At 53.9% G+C, this 15698-nt stretch carries 15 protein-coding genes; 11 read left to right on the top strand and 4 right to left on the bottom strand.

Annotated features, from left to right (window positions below):
- From AC2FND_RS16710 to AC2FND_RS16700, 3 genes are all read left to right on the top strand, one after another.
- On the top strand, nucleotides 1–362 hold a 362-nt coding region (locus AC2FND_RS16710), incomplete at its 5' end, for a hypothetical protein (protein ID WP_496770972.1).
- Nucleotides 355–951, top strand: a complete 597-nt coding sequence (locus AC2FND_RS16705) for a lysophospholipid acyltransferase family protein (protein WP_496770971.1) — start codon at nucleotides 355–357, stop codon at nucleotides 949–951. The genes AC2FND_RS16710 and AC2FND_RS16705, both read left to right, overlap by 8 nt.
- Nucleotides 952–975: 24 nt before the next feature.
- Nucleotides 976–1815, top strand: a complete 840-nt coding sequence (locus AC2FND_RS16700; protein ID WP_496770970.1) for a formate/nitrite transporter family protein — start codon at nucleotides 976–978, stop codon at nucleotides 1813–1815.
- Nucleotides 1816–1878: 63 nt separating this feature from the next.
- Here AC2FND_RS16700 and AC2FND_RS16695 read toward each other — a convergent pair whose 3' ends face one another.
- Nucleotides 1879–2820 (bottom strand): DMT family transporter, encoded by a 942-nt coding sequence (locus tag AC2FND_RS16695; protein ID WP_496770969.1) that lies wholly within the window; start codon nucleotides 2818–2820, stop codon nucleotides 1879–1881.
- A 41-nt stretch (nucleotides 2821–2861) separates the two neighbouring features.
- On the opposite strand from AC2FND_RS16695, the gene AC2FND_RS16690 reads away from it, so the two are divergent.
- From AC2FND_RS16690 to trpS, 3 genes are all read left to right on the top strand, one after another.
- Nucleotides 2862–3050, top strand: coding sequence for a hypothetical protein (locus AC2FND_RS16690; RefSeq protein ID WP_496770967.1), 189 nt, complete (start codon nucleotides 2862–2864; stop codon nucleotides 3048–3050).
- A 314-nt stretch (nucleotides 3051–3364) separates the two neighbouring features.
- Nucleotides 3365–3997, top strand: coding sequence for a tyrosine-type recombinase/integrase (locus AC2FND_RS16685; protein ID WP_480483851.1), 633 nt, complete (start codon nucleotides 3365–3367; stop codon nucleotides 3995–3997).
- A 288-nt stretch (nucleotides 3998–4285) separates the two neighbouring features.
- A complete protein-coding gene (gene trpS / locus AC2FND_RS16680) occupies nucleotides 4286–5287 on the top strand; it encodes a tryptophan--tRNA ligase (protein WP_496770965.1) in 1002 nt (333 codons plus the stop codon).
- Between the two features lie 272 nt (nucleotides 5288–5559).
- Here trpS and AC2FND_RS16675 read toward each other — a convergent pair whose 3' ends face one another.
- Nucleotides 5560–6576 (bottom strand): GlxA family transcriptional regulator, encoded by a 1017-nt coding sequence (locus AC2FND_RS16675; protein WP_480474842.1) that lies wholly within the window; start codon nucleotides 6574–6576, stop codon nucleotides 5560–5562.
- Nucleotides 6577–6693: 117 nt separating this feature from the next.
- Between AC2FND_RS16675 and AC2FND_RS16670 the strand changes: the two genes are divergently transcribed.
- The 5 genes from AC2FND_RS16670 to AC2FND_RS16650 all read left to right on the top strand — a co-directional run bounded on the left by AC2FND_RS16670 (nucleotide 6694) and on the right by AC2FND_RS16650 (nucleotide 13098).
- Nucleotides 6694–7773 carry a class I SAM-dependent methyltransferase gene (locus AC2FND_RS16670; protein ID WP_480474843.1) on the top strand — a complete coding sequence of 360 codons (1080 nt, stop codon included), beginning with the start codon at nucleotides 6694–6696 and terminating at the stop codon, nucleotides 7771–7773.
- Nucleotides 7774–7797: 24 nt separating this feature from the next.
- Nucleotides 7798–9018, top strand: a complete 1221-nt coding sequence (locus tag AC2FND_RS16665; RefSeq protein ID WP_480474844.1) for a flavin-containing monooxygenase — start codon at nucleotides 7798–7800, stop codon at nucleotides 9016–9018.
- Between the two features lie 718 nt (nucleotides 9019–9736).
- Nucleotides 9737–10918 carry an adenylate/guanylate cyclase domain-containing protein gene (locus AC2FND_RS16660; RefSeq protein WP_496770962.1) on the top strand — a complete coding sequence of 394 codons (1182 nt, stop codon included), beginning with the start codon at nucleotides 9737–9739 and terminating at the stop codon, nucleotides 10916–10918.
- Nucleotides 10919–11036: 118 nt separating this feature from the next.
- A complete protein-coding gene (locus AC2FND_RS16655) occupies nucleotides 11037–12122 on the top strand; it encodes a hypothetical protein (RefSeq protein WP_496770961.1) in 1086 nt (361 codons plus the stop codon).
- Nucleotides 12123–12465: 343 nt separating this feature from the next.
- Complete coding sequence (locus AC2FND_RS16650) at nucleotides 12466–13098, top strand: tyrosine-type recombinase/integrase (protein WP_480495824.1); 633 nt, start codon at nucleotides 12466–12468, stop codon at nucleotides 13096–13098.
- 443 nt (nucleotides 13099–13541) lie between these two features.
- Here the strand turns inward: AC2FND_RS16650 and AC2FND_RS16645 are convergent, their stop codons facing one another.
- On the bottom strand, nucleotides 13542–14624 hold the full coding sequence (locus AC2FND_RS16645; RefSeq protein ID WP_480509102.1) for an ABC transporter ATP-binding protein: 1083 nt from the start codon (nucleotides 14622–14624) through the stop codon (nucleotides 13542–13544).
- A gap of 3 nt (nucleotides 14625–14627) precedes the next feature.
- On the bottom strand, nucleotides 14628–15698 hold a 1071-nt coding region (locus tag AC2FND_RS16640; protein ID WP_496770959.1), incomplete at its 5' end, for an alpha-amylase family glycosyl hydrolase.

The raw sequence follows: 15698 nt of genomic DNA, 5'->3' as shown, positions 1-15698 counted from the left end.
TGTTCCAGATCCCAGAGGGTAAGAAGCTCGACAGGGATGACGTCGAGAAGCTGATCGTCATGCAACTCAATTACCTGCCCAGGTTTCCCAGCCTTGAAGGCATCTACGAATGGATGGGTGACGTTGGGAATGTTCCGATAAATGCCGTCACACCGCCGCTGTCTTGCTATATGTTGGCTGCTCGTGCCGCCTTGGTTTTGTGTGATCTCGAAAAACAGCCGTATTGTGAGCCGTTGCCGCCCGTGCCCAATTATTATTGGTACGACGCAGCTACGTGGCATAGCGGAATTCACCAATTTGATGGAAACTGGGTAAATCCCGGCGAATTCGAGCGGCATTTCAAGGGAATGGCCGTTGCCTGACCTTCCTTCTAATTTCTCTGGAACATTGGTGTATCGTGGCTCGCCAAGCCACGATACGCTTCAAATTTGGCAAAGCGTCTATGAAGCGGAATTGCAATGGATTCCTGCAGTAGACAGTAATTTTGTAGATGATCGGTTTCAAAAAGACTGTCTGCACATGCTGTCTTACGTCCGAGGAGAAGCGGCTGGTTCATTGCGCATAGTGTTTCCCTACTGCGGGCGATTGCCCGCCGAAGAAAAAACTGATCAGGAAACAGTGTTGCGGCTAAGTAGGTCCAAGGCGGAAATAACCAGATTGATGGTGAAAAAGAATTTCAGGAAGAAGCAGTTTCCTGAGTTTCCAGATGGCATCTTCAACGAAATGATGCGTCATGCTTTGCGTTTGTGCTCTGGTCTCGAAATTGACCTGGTTGCCATGGATGTGCGCGCACCCAACACCGCAAATAGCATTTATCGAAGCATTATTGAGATTGGCTTCCTACCGACCGGAATTGAGTATCCTGACCCTTTGGGAGGGCAATTTCCACCATGCACAACGGTGGTCTTTCATGCAGGAAAAGATCATGTGCGGGCAAAACGTACCGCATAGACCGTTACCTACAAAGGTAAAAATATGTCTTACGTAAAACCATCCGACTTTGTCTTGCATGCCATCGCTGCGGGCGAGGCCAAGGCTACTATGAATACCTCAGATATCTTTATACGCGGATTCATGGCAGGCGCGATCCTCGCGGTGGCCGCTGTATTTGCGGTAACTGTCTCCATTCAAACTGGTGTACCGATTGTCGGGGCAATGCTTTTCCCGGTGGGTTTCTGCCTGATCTATCTGATGGGGTATGATCTCGTCACTGGCATATTTGTTCTGGTTCCACTTGCCTATCTGGATAGGCGTGAGGGGGTTTCCGGAAAGGAAGTTTTACGCAGTTTTGCCTTAACTTTCTGCGCGAACTTCACAGGGGCTCTGATAGTGGCGTTGATGACGGCCGTTATTTTTACAAATGGCTTTACGACTCCACCATCTCAGGTAGGAGAAGCACTCGCAAACATCGGAAAGGCGCGAACGGTCGGCTACAAGGAAAATGGCGCTGGCGGTATGCTGACGATCTTCCTTCGAGGTGTGTTTTGCAACTGGATGGTCTCTCTGGGTGTGATCGGTGCATTTGTTTCAACCAGTACAGGCGGCAAGGTCCTCGTTATGTGGATGCCGATAATGCTGTTTTTTGCGATGACCTTTGAACACTCTGTTGTGAACATGTTCCTGTTTCCGACAGCCCTGCTGCTCGGCGGCGAATTTTCGATCTCCGATTATCTTCTTTGGAATGAGCTGCCCGTTTTGTTAGGCAACTTTGTCGGCGGATTGCTGTTTACGGGGCTGCCGCTCTATCTGCTGTACGCAAAGGCTGCACGCTCACGATTTGCTAAAGATTCAAGCGGAATTGACGCTGTAGCTTGAATCTGTGGCCTTCAGATCATCTAGGATCAACTCCCAATCCTGGATGATCTGAAGTTGCCAAACTCAGGCTTCTAGTTCCTGAGGTCGCGTTGATGTCTTTCGCGTTGTCTTGACGATGTATACTGTTGAGGCCGCCAATACCAAAAGCCCGCCAGCTATCGTATTGGTTGTTATTGCCTCTCCAAAAAGCATGAAGGCCCAAATTGGTGCCAGAGGTATTTCGGCCAGCCCGATTAGCGCTGCCGCCAATGCCGAGACGCGGGATACGCCGGCCAGATAAACTCCGAATCCGAGACCTACATTTACAAGGCCATACACAGCCAACCACACCATATCTGTGCTTGCGACGTTGATGCCTTGGGAAAACGGTGCAACCATTATCGCCGCCAGAAATGCTGATAGATAAGCACATTTAGAAGCGTTCGCATCAGGGAAGAATTTTGCCAAGACAGTGAGACTTGCCATGAATATTGTCATGAGGAAAGCCAGTGTCAGGCCAATAAAGTCGGAGAAGTTCTGCCCGCCCCAAGCCAGAATACCGATCCCCAGAGCGCTAACTATCGATGCGATCACTCCAGCCTGACTTGGCCGATCCTTCAAAACCACCCAAGCTAGGAGCATCGTCGCCAATGGCACTGCTCCATATACAAACGAAACATTTGCTATCTTGGTATAGAAGAACGCGGATATGAATGACGCCATACCGAGTGCGGACACTATTGCAATAACGAACTCACCCATGGAGAACCTGAATAGATCAACTATTTTGCTTTGGTTCGAGGTGACAGCATATATGGCCATTACGATCACGCCACCGAAGACAGATCGCCATAGGAGCGTGGTCGGAATATCTGTCTGTACTACCCTGGTGAACAATCCCGCAGTGCTCCAAGATATTGCTGCTATCATTACTAGTATAAAACCAATTGTCTCTTTTCTTTCCATAGTTCCATCCGCCAAATTCTTGTCGTAGCCACGATAGGCAGAGACTTTCATTCCAGCCATCGCAATCGCTTCGATAGGTGTCGAACAATGGGTACCGCCCGATGGTCCGCCAGGTGTTCGCCCATCGCGTGTTTCGTCCTGCGGTTGGAGAAAAACACGACGAAGACGAGATCAAAAATGGATTGGCAACGTCGCGGCAGGTTTTGCAGGCACTCAATACATTGGTTTCAGAAGCGCATGTCCTTGATAGACAGACTTTCACGCTGCTGATTGTCATATCGCCCCGATGATTGCGTACTTTGTTCAAGCGGCTGAGGGTGAAGCGGCTCTGAGCGAATTCACGGCTGTATCTGATTGGTGGGCATGGGCCTCACGGCGGGCAAGTTCGCCGAAACTGATCCCGGCTTACCGTCGAATGACGTGCTATAAAGCCGACATTCGTGCATCGTGCAGCATCGGTTTAAGTGGGCTCCGAACGGCCCAATGCATCCGCAGCGTTTCCCAAAGAACGCGCAACCGACAACGGCCATTCAAATCACAAGTAAATTGAGGCGTCAGCACGGTGCTGATGTCTGGGTTTGGCGGGAGGATTGGAGGGCGCACTATGCCAAGAGTCCAACTTCCTGCTGTCACCCCGAAACGAAGAGCCTGGAACAAGGGCCGGATCATCGGCCAGAAACGACCACTGTTGCCGAAACAGGTCTGGGCGATCCGCGCGCGGCTCGAACTGTCGGGCAACCTGCGCGATCTTGCGCTTTTCAACGTGGCTATCGACAGCAAACTACGAGGATGCGATCTGGTGAAACTGGCGGTTGCTGATCTGGTCAAGGATGACCGCGTGCGGGAGCGAGTTTCTGTGATCCAGAGTAAAACCAAGCGGCCCGTTCAATTCGAACTGACGGGAAACACGCGCGAAACTGTCCTGGCTTGGGTCAAGTCGCCCGAGATGTTTGCGTGCCGGTGCATGTTCCCGAGTCGGTTCCATGACCGCCCGCACATCTCGACGCGCCAGTACGGTCGGCTCGTCCGCGACTGGGTGACGGCGATTGGTTTAGAACCGAGCGGGTACGGCACCCATTCGCTTCGCAGGACAAAGGCGGCCGAAATTTACCGAAAGACCGGCAATCTTCGCGCAGTTCAGCTGCTACTTGGTCACACCAAAGTGGACAGCACCGTGCGCTACCTTGGCGTTGAGCTGGAAGATGCGTTGAGCATCGCCGAGCAAATCGACATTTGAACCACGTTGGCGGGCGGCACTTGCCGTTCGCCAATCCGAACCGGACCTGCGTTCGCGCCGCAGCAGCGGTTCGGATCGAGCCCCTGTCTACCATTTGATTGACGCGTGATCTAGCCGACGATAGGCAGAGTTCTATGGAAAACACTACGATAATCGCAACGACTTGGTGGCTGGCCTCCTAACAAGGTGGCCGGATGACCAAACGTATTCCGAGGCCGCCGCATGGGCGGCCTTTTGTTTTCCGAGCTTCCCGATGCGCTGCCTCTCTCGTTTCATGGGAAGACGCAAATGAACAGACCAACCATTCTGACAGGCGACCGCACGACGGGGCCGCTTCACATCGGGCACTATGCAGGCTCGCTTGCAAACCGGCTGCGCTATCAGGACAGCCATGAACAATTCCTGCTGCTGGCGGATACCCAAGCCCTGACCGACAACGCCCATGACCCGGAGAAGGTGCGGCGCAGCGTGATGGAGGTCGCGCTGGACTATTTGGCCGTGGGCATTGATCCCTGTCGCACCACCATCTGCCTGCAATCGCATCTTCCGGCGTTGGCCGAGTTGTCGATGCTCTACCTGAACTTCGTCACGGTCGCGCGGCTGGAACGGAACCCGACGATCAAGGACGAAATTCGCGTGCGCGGGTTCGGACGGGATATTCCCGCCGGATTTCTGTGTTATCCGGCGGCACAGGCGGCGGACATCACAGCCTTCAAGGCGACGGTCGTGCCGGTCGGCGAGGATCAGGCCCCGCTGATCGAACAAACGAATGAGATCGTGCGGCGCATCAACGCAACCTCAGGCCGCGCCGTGTTGCCCGAGGCGCGGGCGATCATCCCCAGGGCGGGCCGGTTGCCCGGTATCGACGGCAAGACCAAGATGTCGAAATCCGGTGGCAACGCCATTGCGCTGTCCGCGTCGTCCGAGGAGATCCGAAATGCTGTCAAGGCGATGTTCACCGATCCGAACCACCTGCGTCTCGAAGACCCGGGCTGCATCGAGGGCAATGTTGTCTTTACCTATCTCGACGCCTTCGATCCGGACCAGGACGGGCTTGCCGAGCTCAAGGCACAATATCAGCGCGGCGGGCTTGGCGATGGCAAGATCAAGGCGCGTCTGGAAGCTATCCTTCAGGACCTCGTTGCACCAATTCGCGAGCGCAGGGCACAGCTCTCTGAGGACCGGAGATACGTTATTGACGTGATCAAAGAGGGCACGGAACGGGCGCGAGAGCGCACCGAGGCGACAAAGCGCGATGTGGTTAGTGCCTTGGGTCTGTTCCAGTTGTAGGCGGGCAGTGGCGGGCGATCCGGATGAAGGTCCGTTTCGTCCGCTCCTCGTGTGTCGACCAAAGCTGCGGCGAAAGAGAGATTTGGATTAGGCCGAATTTTGCGCCGATGAATGACCGCAAACGAGAAATCCTCTGCGATGCAACAAATGGCGTGTCGCGCCTGCGAGGGGTTTCTGCGTCAGCAAAAGCGGCGTGAGCAAAAGTCGGCTCCATCCCGCAACTCGGAGTTTGCAAAGCACGATTTTGAAGGTCCGGTTTGGGTTGCCCTTGATCACTGATGGGATGGCAAGCGTTTCTTGCGGTATGCTGAAGCCGGCATACCCACATATCTTCGAAAGGCATTTCGGAAGCTTGATGGCTCGGTATATCCAACTTCAGCAGCTATTTCGTCGATGGGCAAATCGGTCGTCTCAAGCATTTGCTTGGCTTCCTCTACCCTGAGAGTCTGAATGTACTCGACTGGCGTCTGCCCCGTGGCTTTGCGAAACCGCCGCAACAGACTACGCTCCGTCAAACCGCTTCGGGCGGCCATGGCGGTAACCGGGGTTGGCAGGGCATAGTTATCCGCGGCCCAAACCTGAGCATCTGCAACCAGAGCATCCTCGTGCTGTGCTCCCGCAGTCAAAGAAGCGTAGTGCAACTGTCCTTCAGTGTGAGGCTGGAGCAGATAAATCTTGGCGAGGCGTCGGGCCTCATCCTGGCCAGCAACTCGGCCGACCAGATACAGAACCAGATCACCCCACGCAGACGCTCCGCCTGCCGTCACGATCCGGTGCCCGTCACCCGCAGGTATCAGAATCCGTTCACGGCGCACGCGGACATCCGGGAATTTCCGGGCAATGACATCACAGAAACTCCAATGGCTGGTGGCATCAAGCCCATCCAGCAATCCTGCCGCCGCGAGTAAGAGCGCACCAGAACAAACAGAAGTTATGATCGCGCCGTCAGCATGCGCCTTGATAAGCCACGGGACCACAACCGCGAATTCATCTGGCAACGGTGCGTCAGGCGCAAGATGCAGGTCAGGAACGATTACCAAGTCAGGCTGACCAAATTCGGCCAGTGATCCGTCCGGCGTGATACGTCGTCCGTTGATGTCGACATAGGGTGCTCCATCTACCGACAACATCTGGGCGTCAAAAACCTTCGCCTTGGGACGGGCCCCATGCAGCATTTCCCAATCCCGGCCGACCGAAGCGAGCGCATCGAGAATACTGTAAGCCGTCGAGGTTCCGACGCAGGGCAAAGTCACAACCACTGTACGGCAGGGAGCTTTGAATGCTGGCATCGATATGTCCGATATTCACCGATTTGGTCATTTGCAGGCATATCACGACTCGCAAGCTTGCGGCAATACCGACGCAGAAACAGACGAGATGAACCCTAATAGTACCGGAGAAACCACATGAACGAACAAGCAGCAGTCACTTTTGATGAGGCCAAGGCAGAGCGCTTTGGTGAGCAGATGGTCGGCACATTAAATAGTGCCGCGCTCGCGCTGATGACGTCGATTGGTCACCGTACCCATCTATTTGACGCGCTCGCCGATTTACCTAACGCCACCTCCTCAACTCTGGCCGAGAAGGCTGGCTTGGCCGAGCGCTACGTACGCGAATGGTTGGCCGTGATGGTGACATCGGGCGTGGTCGAATACGCCCCCGGAGCTGGAACCTACACTCTTCCCCCTGAACACGCGGCGTTGCTTACCCATGCGGCAAAACCCGACAACATGGCTGTAACCTGCCAGTTCATTGGTGTCATGGCTTCGGTCGAGGAAGATATGGTCGCGCGGTTTCGAGATGGTGCGGGCACCCATTACCATGACTACTGCCGATTTCACGAAGTGATGGCAGAAGACAGCGCCCAGCTGGTGGTATCAGCCCTGATCGAGCACATCCTTCCTGTGGAACCTGGCCTGATCGAACGTCTTGAGCGCGGCATCGATGTTCTGGATGTAGGTTGCGGTGCGGGCCGCGCGATGATGGAACTGGCACAGGCCTTCCCCGCAAGCCGCTTTGTCGGGATCGATCTATGTGAGGACGCCTTTACTGAAACGCAAGTCTCAGCGGCACGCATGGGTCTGAAGAACCTAACGTTTCGTGCGCAGGACCTTTCCAAAATCAATTCTCTGGGAAGTTTCGATCTGATCACAGCGTTTGATGCGGTCCACGACCAGAAAGACCCGCAGGGACTATTGGACCTTGTCTACCGCTCGCTCGCCGAGGACGGATTGTTCCTGATGCAAGATATAGGCGGGTCCCGGAACCTGGAAACCAATATCCAAAATCCGTTTGCGCCCCTGCTTTACTCCCTGTCGCTGATGCACTGTACCCCAGTGTCGATTGGACAAGGCGGGCCAGGCCTCGGTGCAATGTGGGGCATTGAGACAGCACAGGAATATCTCGCCAATGCAGGCTTCGGTCAGGTCAAGACCCATCACCTGCCTCATGATCAACTCAACGCATACTTTTTCGCGCGCCGTTAAGCGCACTGTTTTTGGAGTTCTCAAATGAAAGTTTCTCATTCAACAACCGCCATCATTATCGGAGCCGGTCTTTCCGGGCTGGCTGCGGCCTTTGAGCTGCGCGCCCGGAATATCCCGTTCACCATTCTGGAAGCGTCCGACAGGGTGGCCGACCCGTGGCGCGCACGGCATCCGAAGTTGCGACTGAACATTCATCGCCATTTCGCCAGCCTCCCCGGACATCACGCACCTCGTAAAGCGGACACCTTTTTGCCCCGAGATGCTGTTGTCGACTACCTGAGCGAGTATGCGCGTCAGTTTGCTTCCGATATCCATTTCGAGACCCGTGTCCTGTCAATCCGCCGTGAAGACGACATCTGGCAGATCGAAACCAACAGGGGCACCTATTTCAGCGCCCACCTGATTGTCGCAACGGGGCGGGAGAAAGTGCCTGATATGCCCGTTTGGCCGGGCATGGAGGAGTTTGGCGGTCAAATCGTTCACGCCGCCGACTTTGGTGACCCCAGTGAATACGACGGGAAGAAAGTCCTTGTCATCGGGGCCGGCAACTCAGGCACAGATGTGTTGAATCATTTGTCGCGCAGCAATCCGGCCCAGGTCTGGGTATCGGTCAGGCATGGGCCATCGATCCTGCCATCGCGCGTCTTCGGCTTTTCGTTACAGCGGCTGGCCAACCTGTTCACGCTATTCCCCAAATGGTCACTCGATCCGATCTTTTCGATCATGCAGCGTGCCTTCTTTGGAAACTTGCGCCGTTATGGCCTGCGCCGCCATGTCATGGGCGGTGGTTCCCGGATGCTGAAAGACGGAGTTACCTTCGCTCTGGATGATGGATTCGTTTCTGCGCTGAAATCTGGTCAGTTTACGGCCGTCAGCGAAACCGTCGGCTTTTCGCCCCACGCCGTTGAACTGGCCAGCGGTCGAAAGCTCCACCCCGACGTGGTGATCTGCGCCACTGGATATGGAGCAGATCTGGATGAACTCTTCGGGCACATGGGTGCGTTGGACAACAAGGGTTATCCACTACATCCAATGGGTCAGGAAGATCCTCAAAATCCCGGTCTTTGGTTCACTGGGTACGGATTGTTGTTTCAGGGATTTTTCCACGCAGCAGGCATAAGCGCAAGTCGTATTGCAAACCAAATCGAAGCGTGTGCCAATGCGTCGTCCCAAGCTCAATCATCAGGGTATCTGTCACAAGGAGCAAATCAAGGCGTTCAGTCTTTGGAAGGAGCGGTGCGATGAACTTTTCAAACTCCGCACTGATGTTGTCGCCGCCAAGGGGTTGGCGGCTGCATATCACGAACGCTTACCGACTCTTCAGACACTTACTGCGCCGGAAACGGAAGTATTGCTGCATGGATGAATTGCCTAGCCATCTGTTGCGGGACGTAGGTCTTGAGCGCCTCATTGATGTGAAACCTGATACTAGGTTCCAGCACCGTCTGATGTAGCACCGTTCGAGTGCCCGCTTTGGGCTGCCTTCAGTCGTAGACACGGGAGGTAGCGGAGGTCGACTACGAGCCCATACTGTGAATCTGGTTTTCACGCTGCGCGTGCTCGCAGCGCGCAGATCCGCTGCGCTGCCGAATTTCTCTCGCTGCATGGCAGAGGAGAATGCAGTCATTCCGGCAGGCCGCAGCAAATCTGAAACCTCGAATTCACGGGTCGCGGACGAAGTTGACGTTTACGGTATGGCTACCAAAGTCCGCTATTGTTCCGGGCAATCAATAAACGATAACTTTGGATGGCGTTACATTAGTCTAGAAATAGCATTGTCTGAATTTTAGAGGCGTTTGCCAGTAGGCTTGGCTACATTCTCTGACAAATGAAATCCTTTCGCTTGAAAATAAGCTAAACGCGCAGCGTCATCACCATTTGTTGATACAGCATCCAAAATCTGCAAGCATACTTTAAAAATGCCCTACTTCGAACGTTATGTGAGTATTTTTGCGAGTTTGATGTGTACAAAAACTCAAAGCGACTATTGACGATATTGGCGGCAGATGTTGCTGGGTTTACGAAGCTCGTTTCTGAGGATGAAGAGGCTACCCTACATCGTCTCGCAGAGCTTCGTTCGATTATGGACCCGATTATCGAGTCCTATGGAGGCAGGATCGCAAACACGGCAGGCGATAGCGTGCTGGCATGTTTTGATAATCCGTCCGGCGCGGTAGAAGCAGCTATTTCTATTCAAGAACAACACAATGCCAACAACGCTCAGCTTAGAACAAGCGACCGTATGAGGTACCGGATCGGCATCAATATTGGTGAGGTGGTTCAGCAACCCAACGGTGATTTGTTGGGTCACGGAGTGAATGTAGCATCCCGACTTGAGACGATTTCGGAACCCGGTGGTATCTGTTTAGCCGAAAACGTTATTGAGCAAGTCAAAGGAAGCTTGGATTACCGCTTCACAAAAATCGGCGAGCATTTTGTCAAAAACCTTGATCAACCATTGAAGGTGTACAAAGTAGGTGAGGCCACCCTGCCAACCTACGAGAAAGCCGCGCGAAAACTTCAGGCTTGGGTTCGTGGGCAGTACTTTTTGCCCCTCTTGTTCGGGGTTGTATTAATATCTATTGGCTTCTCAGCCTTTGCCCTTCTGTCAAACAAATCCGACAAAGCCAAAAATTTTGACCCTGAATACCTCGAGGACTATCTGACGTTAGATCCATCTCCTGAAGAATTGCTCGAATTTTTTGATTTGGTAACCGTCGGCGAATACGAGGATTCGACTTACTACGTAATCAGAACGTGGGGCGCAGAATTTGAGATTCTTGAAAAGGTTTCCGAAGCCTTGGGTGGACACCTCGTTACCATCACTGACGAAGAAGAAAATGACTTTGTGTATCAACTGACGCTGGAAGATGATGGGCACTGGGCGTTTGAGGGAAACCTTGCTCTGGGACCACTAATTGGTTTGGTTCAGGACCCTGAAGGCGCGGAGCCTGGTGGAGGCTGGAGATGGGCAAATAATGAGCCCATGAATTTCTCCAATTGGAAGCGGGGTAGTCCCGACAACAGCAGCGGCAATCAGGATTTCGGAAATTTTCAAGGCCCTAATGTTCCCAAAACCAGCCCTCTATGGAACGACACAACAATATGGAAGCGTTCGTTCATAGTTGAGGTTCCCAAACCCTAACTCCGAAATGTACCAGTCACACTTTTGCCGAAGGTTCATAAATCAAGCGTGGTGCTTGACTGATTCCAGAACACCTCACTAGCATCAGTGATAAGTATTCTAGTGGAGTATTGGTGATATGCTGCCATTTTTCGTTTTAATTCTAATATGTTGTGTTGGGTTTTTAGGCGCAAAACCCGCAGTGGCCGATTTCGCAAACGCCCAAAAAAGACTGAAATTCTTCTCCGCGAATAGTTCCTACCAAAATGCCTGGTGCCCGGAACGCAAGCCTTCCAAATTCACAACCGCACCGATCACTCAACCCTTCAAAACAGCATCCGGCAAAGACCGACCTCCCGCTGTTTTCATGAATGAGCTCGGCGCAGCAAATTCACATCTACTTCGTACCGGTTCCAAGGCGGACGCCAGCCAGATCGCCGATCAGCTTGCAGCCGCCGCTCAAGCAAGAGCATTTGAAAAACAAGGCTTGTACGATGGCGTGAAGATAGACGCAGCCTGGTGGCAAGCGAACATCCTGCTCAACTTGTCGATGGTGTACAGCTCACTAAGCGCAATTCTGGGAAAAAATGACCCAAGAGTTGTCGCAATTGCGGATTGGGGAGATCGACTTGCAGCAAGAGCTGGCTCAGTAGGCGGTTTCGAGCAGATGTACGGTAAAGAAGGCCATGCCGCCCGTGCGGCTGGGCTTTTGGCATGGGGTGCAGAAACAGGTAATCGAAAGGCGTTCAAAAAAGGTGAAAGAGATCTAGCATATCTAGCGCGGCAAATGCGCCCGAATGCCCCTTTGGCCGGTACCTTTGACCAAGCTCGCAACAAACGTCCAGCCAAACGACAACTACACTACACGTTTATCACATACGGATACCTCGTGCTTGCGATGGACGCATCGCGGCGTGGCGGTGGAAAAGGCTTTAGGCATAAGAGCCGTCAGACAGATATCCATGGAGCATTGGTATGGCTTGTTCATTCATCCGCCGCGCCAAAAAACCCAGTTGGCTTAAGTGGTCCCCAAGACACCTTTTTCTGGACTACGCGAAGCGATAGGTACCACAATCTCGCTTGGGCGGAGGCTTATCTTCGCAACTATCCTAACACCGAAGCAGGATTGCTTTTGAAAAGAAAGCTCAAAGGTCAACGTTCGCGCGGCGTGTTTGCCGGGTGGTATGGTGGTAACCTGACCTGTTCACTTGGCCCGGGCAGTTAGGCCCAACCAAATATCGTGAGTGCCGCTTGTTTACGCTTAAAATGGACGCGAAAGTGGGGAACCTGTCATCGCGTGCCATGTTAATTAAATTCATAGTGTAGGTAGTGTGCAAGAAACACCGGCACCAGTGAGCTTGTGGCACCAACCTCTTGGACAACACGGTACAATGTTGATTGGTTTCTTAGTCGTGGCTGGAAACAAAGCCGACGTTCGTGCGCCATGCAGTATCAGGCACTATGGGCTCGTTCCAGACCTCGAATGCGGCGCAGCATCCTGTGATATGTTGCCTCGGTCAACGTCGGGTTGTCGTTGTGGGAGGGCATGGCGGATCGGAGGATCAGTCATGGAAACACCAAACTTACCTGCCATTCGTGCGCTTCGTCCCGCCTGGAACAAAGGACGTATTGTTGGTCAAAAGCGCCCCCTGAAGCCAAAACACGTCTGGGCGATCCGGGTTAGGCTCGAACTCGCTGAGAACCATCGCGATCTGGCACTGTTCAATATGGCGATCGACAGCAAGCTCCGCGGTTGCGACCTGGTGAAGATGAAAGTCGTTGATGTTATGGCGACAGGTCAGATCAAGGAACGGGCGTCGGTCTTACAGAGCAAAACACAGAAACCTGTGCGATTTGAGATATCCGAAGGGACTCGCGCCTCGGTCGAGAAGTGGATGGAAGACGAGGTGATGATCGGCTCCGAGTACCTTTGGCCGGGCCGCTTCCATGAGCGGCTGCACATCTCGACCCGTCAGTATGCTCGAATCGTCCGCGACTGGGTCACGTCGATTGGTCTGGAGGCAAGCGCCTATGGCACGCATTCGATGCGTAGAACCAAGGTCACTCAGATCTACAAGAAGACCGGAAACCTTCGCGCGGTTCAGCTCCTTCTGGGCCACACGAAGATGGACAGTACGGTCCGATACCTCGGTGTCGAACTCGAGGATGCCTTGGCCATCGCTGAAGCCATTGAAATCTAGTGCAGTTGGGTCGCCTACGCGGGCGGCCCAAACTGGTCATTCATCGCCTCTGGCCACGCTGCGGTGCAGCTTCAACGAACCGGCCATTCGCTTAATCTGCGAGATCGACGAGTTGTCCGACGTCTGCCTTGCGGGCAAAGTGAGCAGCGAAGTGACGCACATGATCCGCAAAGGTCAGCTTACGCCCGGAATCTGTCCGTTTCGCCAAGTTGCGGCATTGGCGGCACAAGCAGAGGGTTCGGTACCAACTCTTCGTTCAGTAAGAAACTTTGCAATAGATCCTAGGACACTGGGTAACGAAGATCGAAGAACACTGCGTGTAGTATCACGTCCCTTGGGAAATGAGCGCCTTTGAATGAAATTGTTACTGTCTGCCTCGATCAAAGTCCGAAACGCCATTAACACCAAGACTTCCTGGCCAAAAGTTCGCGACAAAGCCCTCATCATTTCCGCATTGACAAACCATTGTGAAACAGATGCACTTTGCTCGGGTCCGCATTCAATTTGACAGCTTTCCCACGTCGGTTTCGTTCAACGCCAGGAAACTTGGCGACGATATTCTCAGCCCCCGGCCTGCTGGCAAAATACAGCAAGGTCACTTCACCCAGGGCTTCGACAAAATCGACAGTGCCGTCCAGAAACCCAGCGGCGGCGTCGGCAACGAAATCCTCAGGTCGTACGCCGATATTGACCTGCAAACCCATTTGTTCGGGCGTGGTCGAAATGGATGAAACGGCTTTTCCGCCCGCATCAAGTGTGACCTCTGTCAAATCCCCGGTTTTGGAAATATTGCCAGACAGCAGATTCATAGAGGGCGATCCGATGAACTGCGCCACAAACTCGTTATCCGGCGTTTCGTACAGTTCCAGTGGCGTACCAACCTGCGCGATGCCTTTGTTGGCAAGAACGACGATCCGGCTGGCCAGCGTCATCGCCTCAACCTGATCGTGGGTCACGTAGATCATTGTGCTTTCGGGCATCGCCTCTTTCAGGCGCGCAATCTCGATCCGGGTTGCAACGCGCAGCGCAGCATCGAGGTTCGAAAGCGGTTCGTCGAACAAATAGACCTTGGGGTCTCGCACGATGGCGCGCCCGATAGCGACGCGCTGGCGTTGCCCTCCGGACAGAGCCTTGGGCAGACGATCCAAGAGCGGATCCAGTTGAAGGGTCTGGGCCGCGCGTTCAACGGCGGCATCGATCTCGGCAGCAGGCATCTTGGCGATCTTCAGTGCAAATGCCATGTTCTCGCGCACGGTCAAATGTGGGTAGAGCGCATAGGACTGAAACACCATGGCAATGCCCCTTTGGGCGGGCGGCACATCATTCATGACCTGCCCTTCGATCTCCAAGGTGCCGCCGGTGATCTTTTCCAGCCCGGCAATCATTCGCAACAAGGTTGATTTTCCGCAACCCGATGGACCGACAAAGACGATCAACTCGCCCTTTGCGATATCCAGATCGATATGTTTCAGAACATCGACCGGACCATAGGATTTCGCGACATCCGTAAGTTTGAGTTCTGACATGGTTTACCCCTTAACCTTAGCCATCAGACAAAACTGTGCGGGGTGCAGCGTAACGCTTCCTGCACCGTCGCTACCGCCGAGTTCCCGCCCGATGACCCGCCAATCACCCAAGGGCAAGTCGACCCGCTGAGCTTCCGTTCCAAGGTTGAAAGCACAAAACACCGCTTCAGACGCATCCTCACGCTGGAAAGTCAGCACAGGTCCAACCTGTTTCATGTTGGACTGCGCACCCGTAGTTAGTGCTGGGTGGACGCGGCGCAAGGCGATTGCGCGGCGATAATGGTGCAGCATCGATTGGTCGTTCGCCTCGAGCCGGTCAACGGCTCTTTCCGTTTGGGCCATACTAACAGGCAACCACGGCTCACCGGTGCTAAAGCCTGAATGTTCGTCCTGCGTCGCCCAAACCATTGGCGTGCGACATCCGTCGCGACCCTTGAACTCGGGCCAGAACTCGATGCCATAGGGGTCTTGCAGTTTCTCGAACGGAACATCTGCCTCGAGCAAGCCCAGTTCCTCTCCCTGATACAAACAGGCAGAGCCGCGCAGACACATCATCAGAACCGCGTGCTGGCGAATGGCCGCATCGTTTAGGTCCCAGCGCGAGGCATGACGTTCAACATCATGGTTCGAGAACGCCCAGCATGGCCATGCGTCGCCTGCCTTTTCCTCGAGCTGATCAAAGACCTGCTTTGCATAAGGCGCGGTCAACGCACGCTTTTCCAGAAACTCGAAGGCATAGCACATATGCATTCGTTGATCGCCCGAGGTGTACTGACCAATGATTTCCAGCCCGCGCTGTGCATCACCGACTTCACCCAAACAGGCACGGCCTTCATATTCGTCGGTCAGCGCGCGCAACCTTTCGAGGAAGGCGATATTCTCGGGCTGACTTTTGGAATAAAGGTGATCCTGGTGGTTATAGGGGTTCACCGCAGGCGCAATTGATGCATTACGTTCTTCGACCGGAAGGGCCGGATTGTCCCGCAAATGTTTGTCGTGGAAATAAAAGTTGATCGTGTCCAGGCGAAAACCATCCACGCCCATGTCCAGCCAGAACCGAGCCACATCCAGCAG

This window comes from Ruegeria sp. BHSB056, from assembly GCF_059613305.1.
The sequence above is the reverse complement of the archived record's forward strand: the minus strand, read 5'-3'. Positions and strand labels throughout refer to the sequence as shown.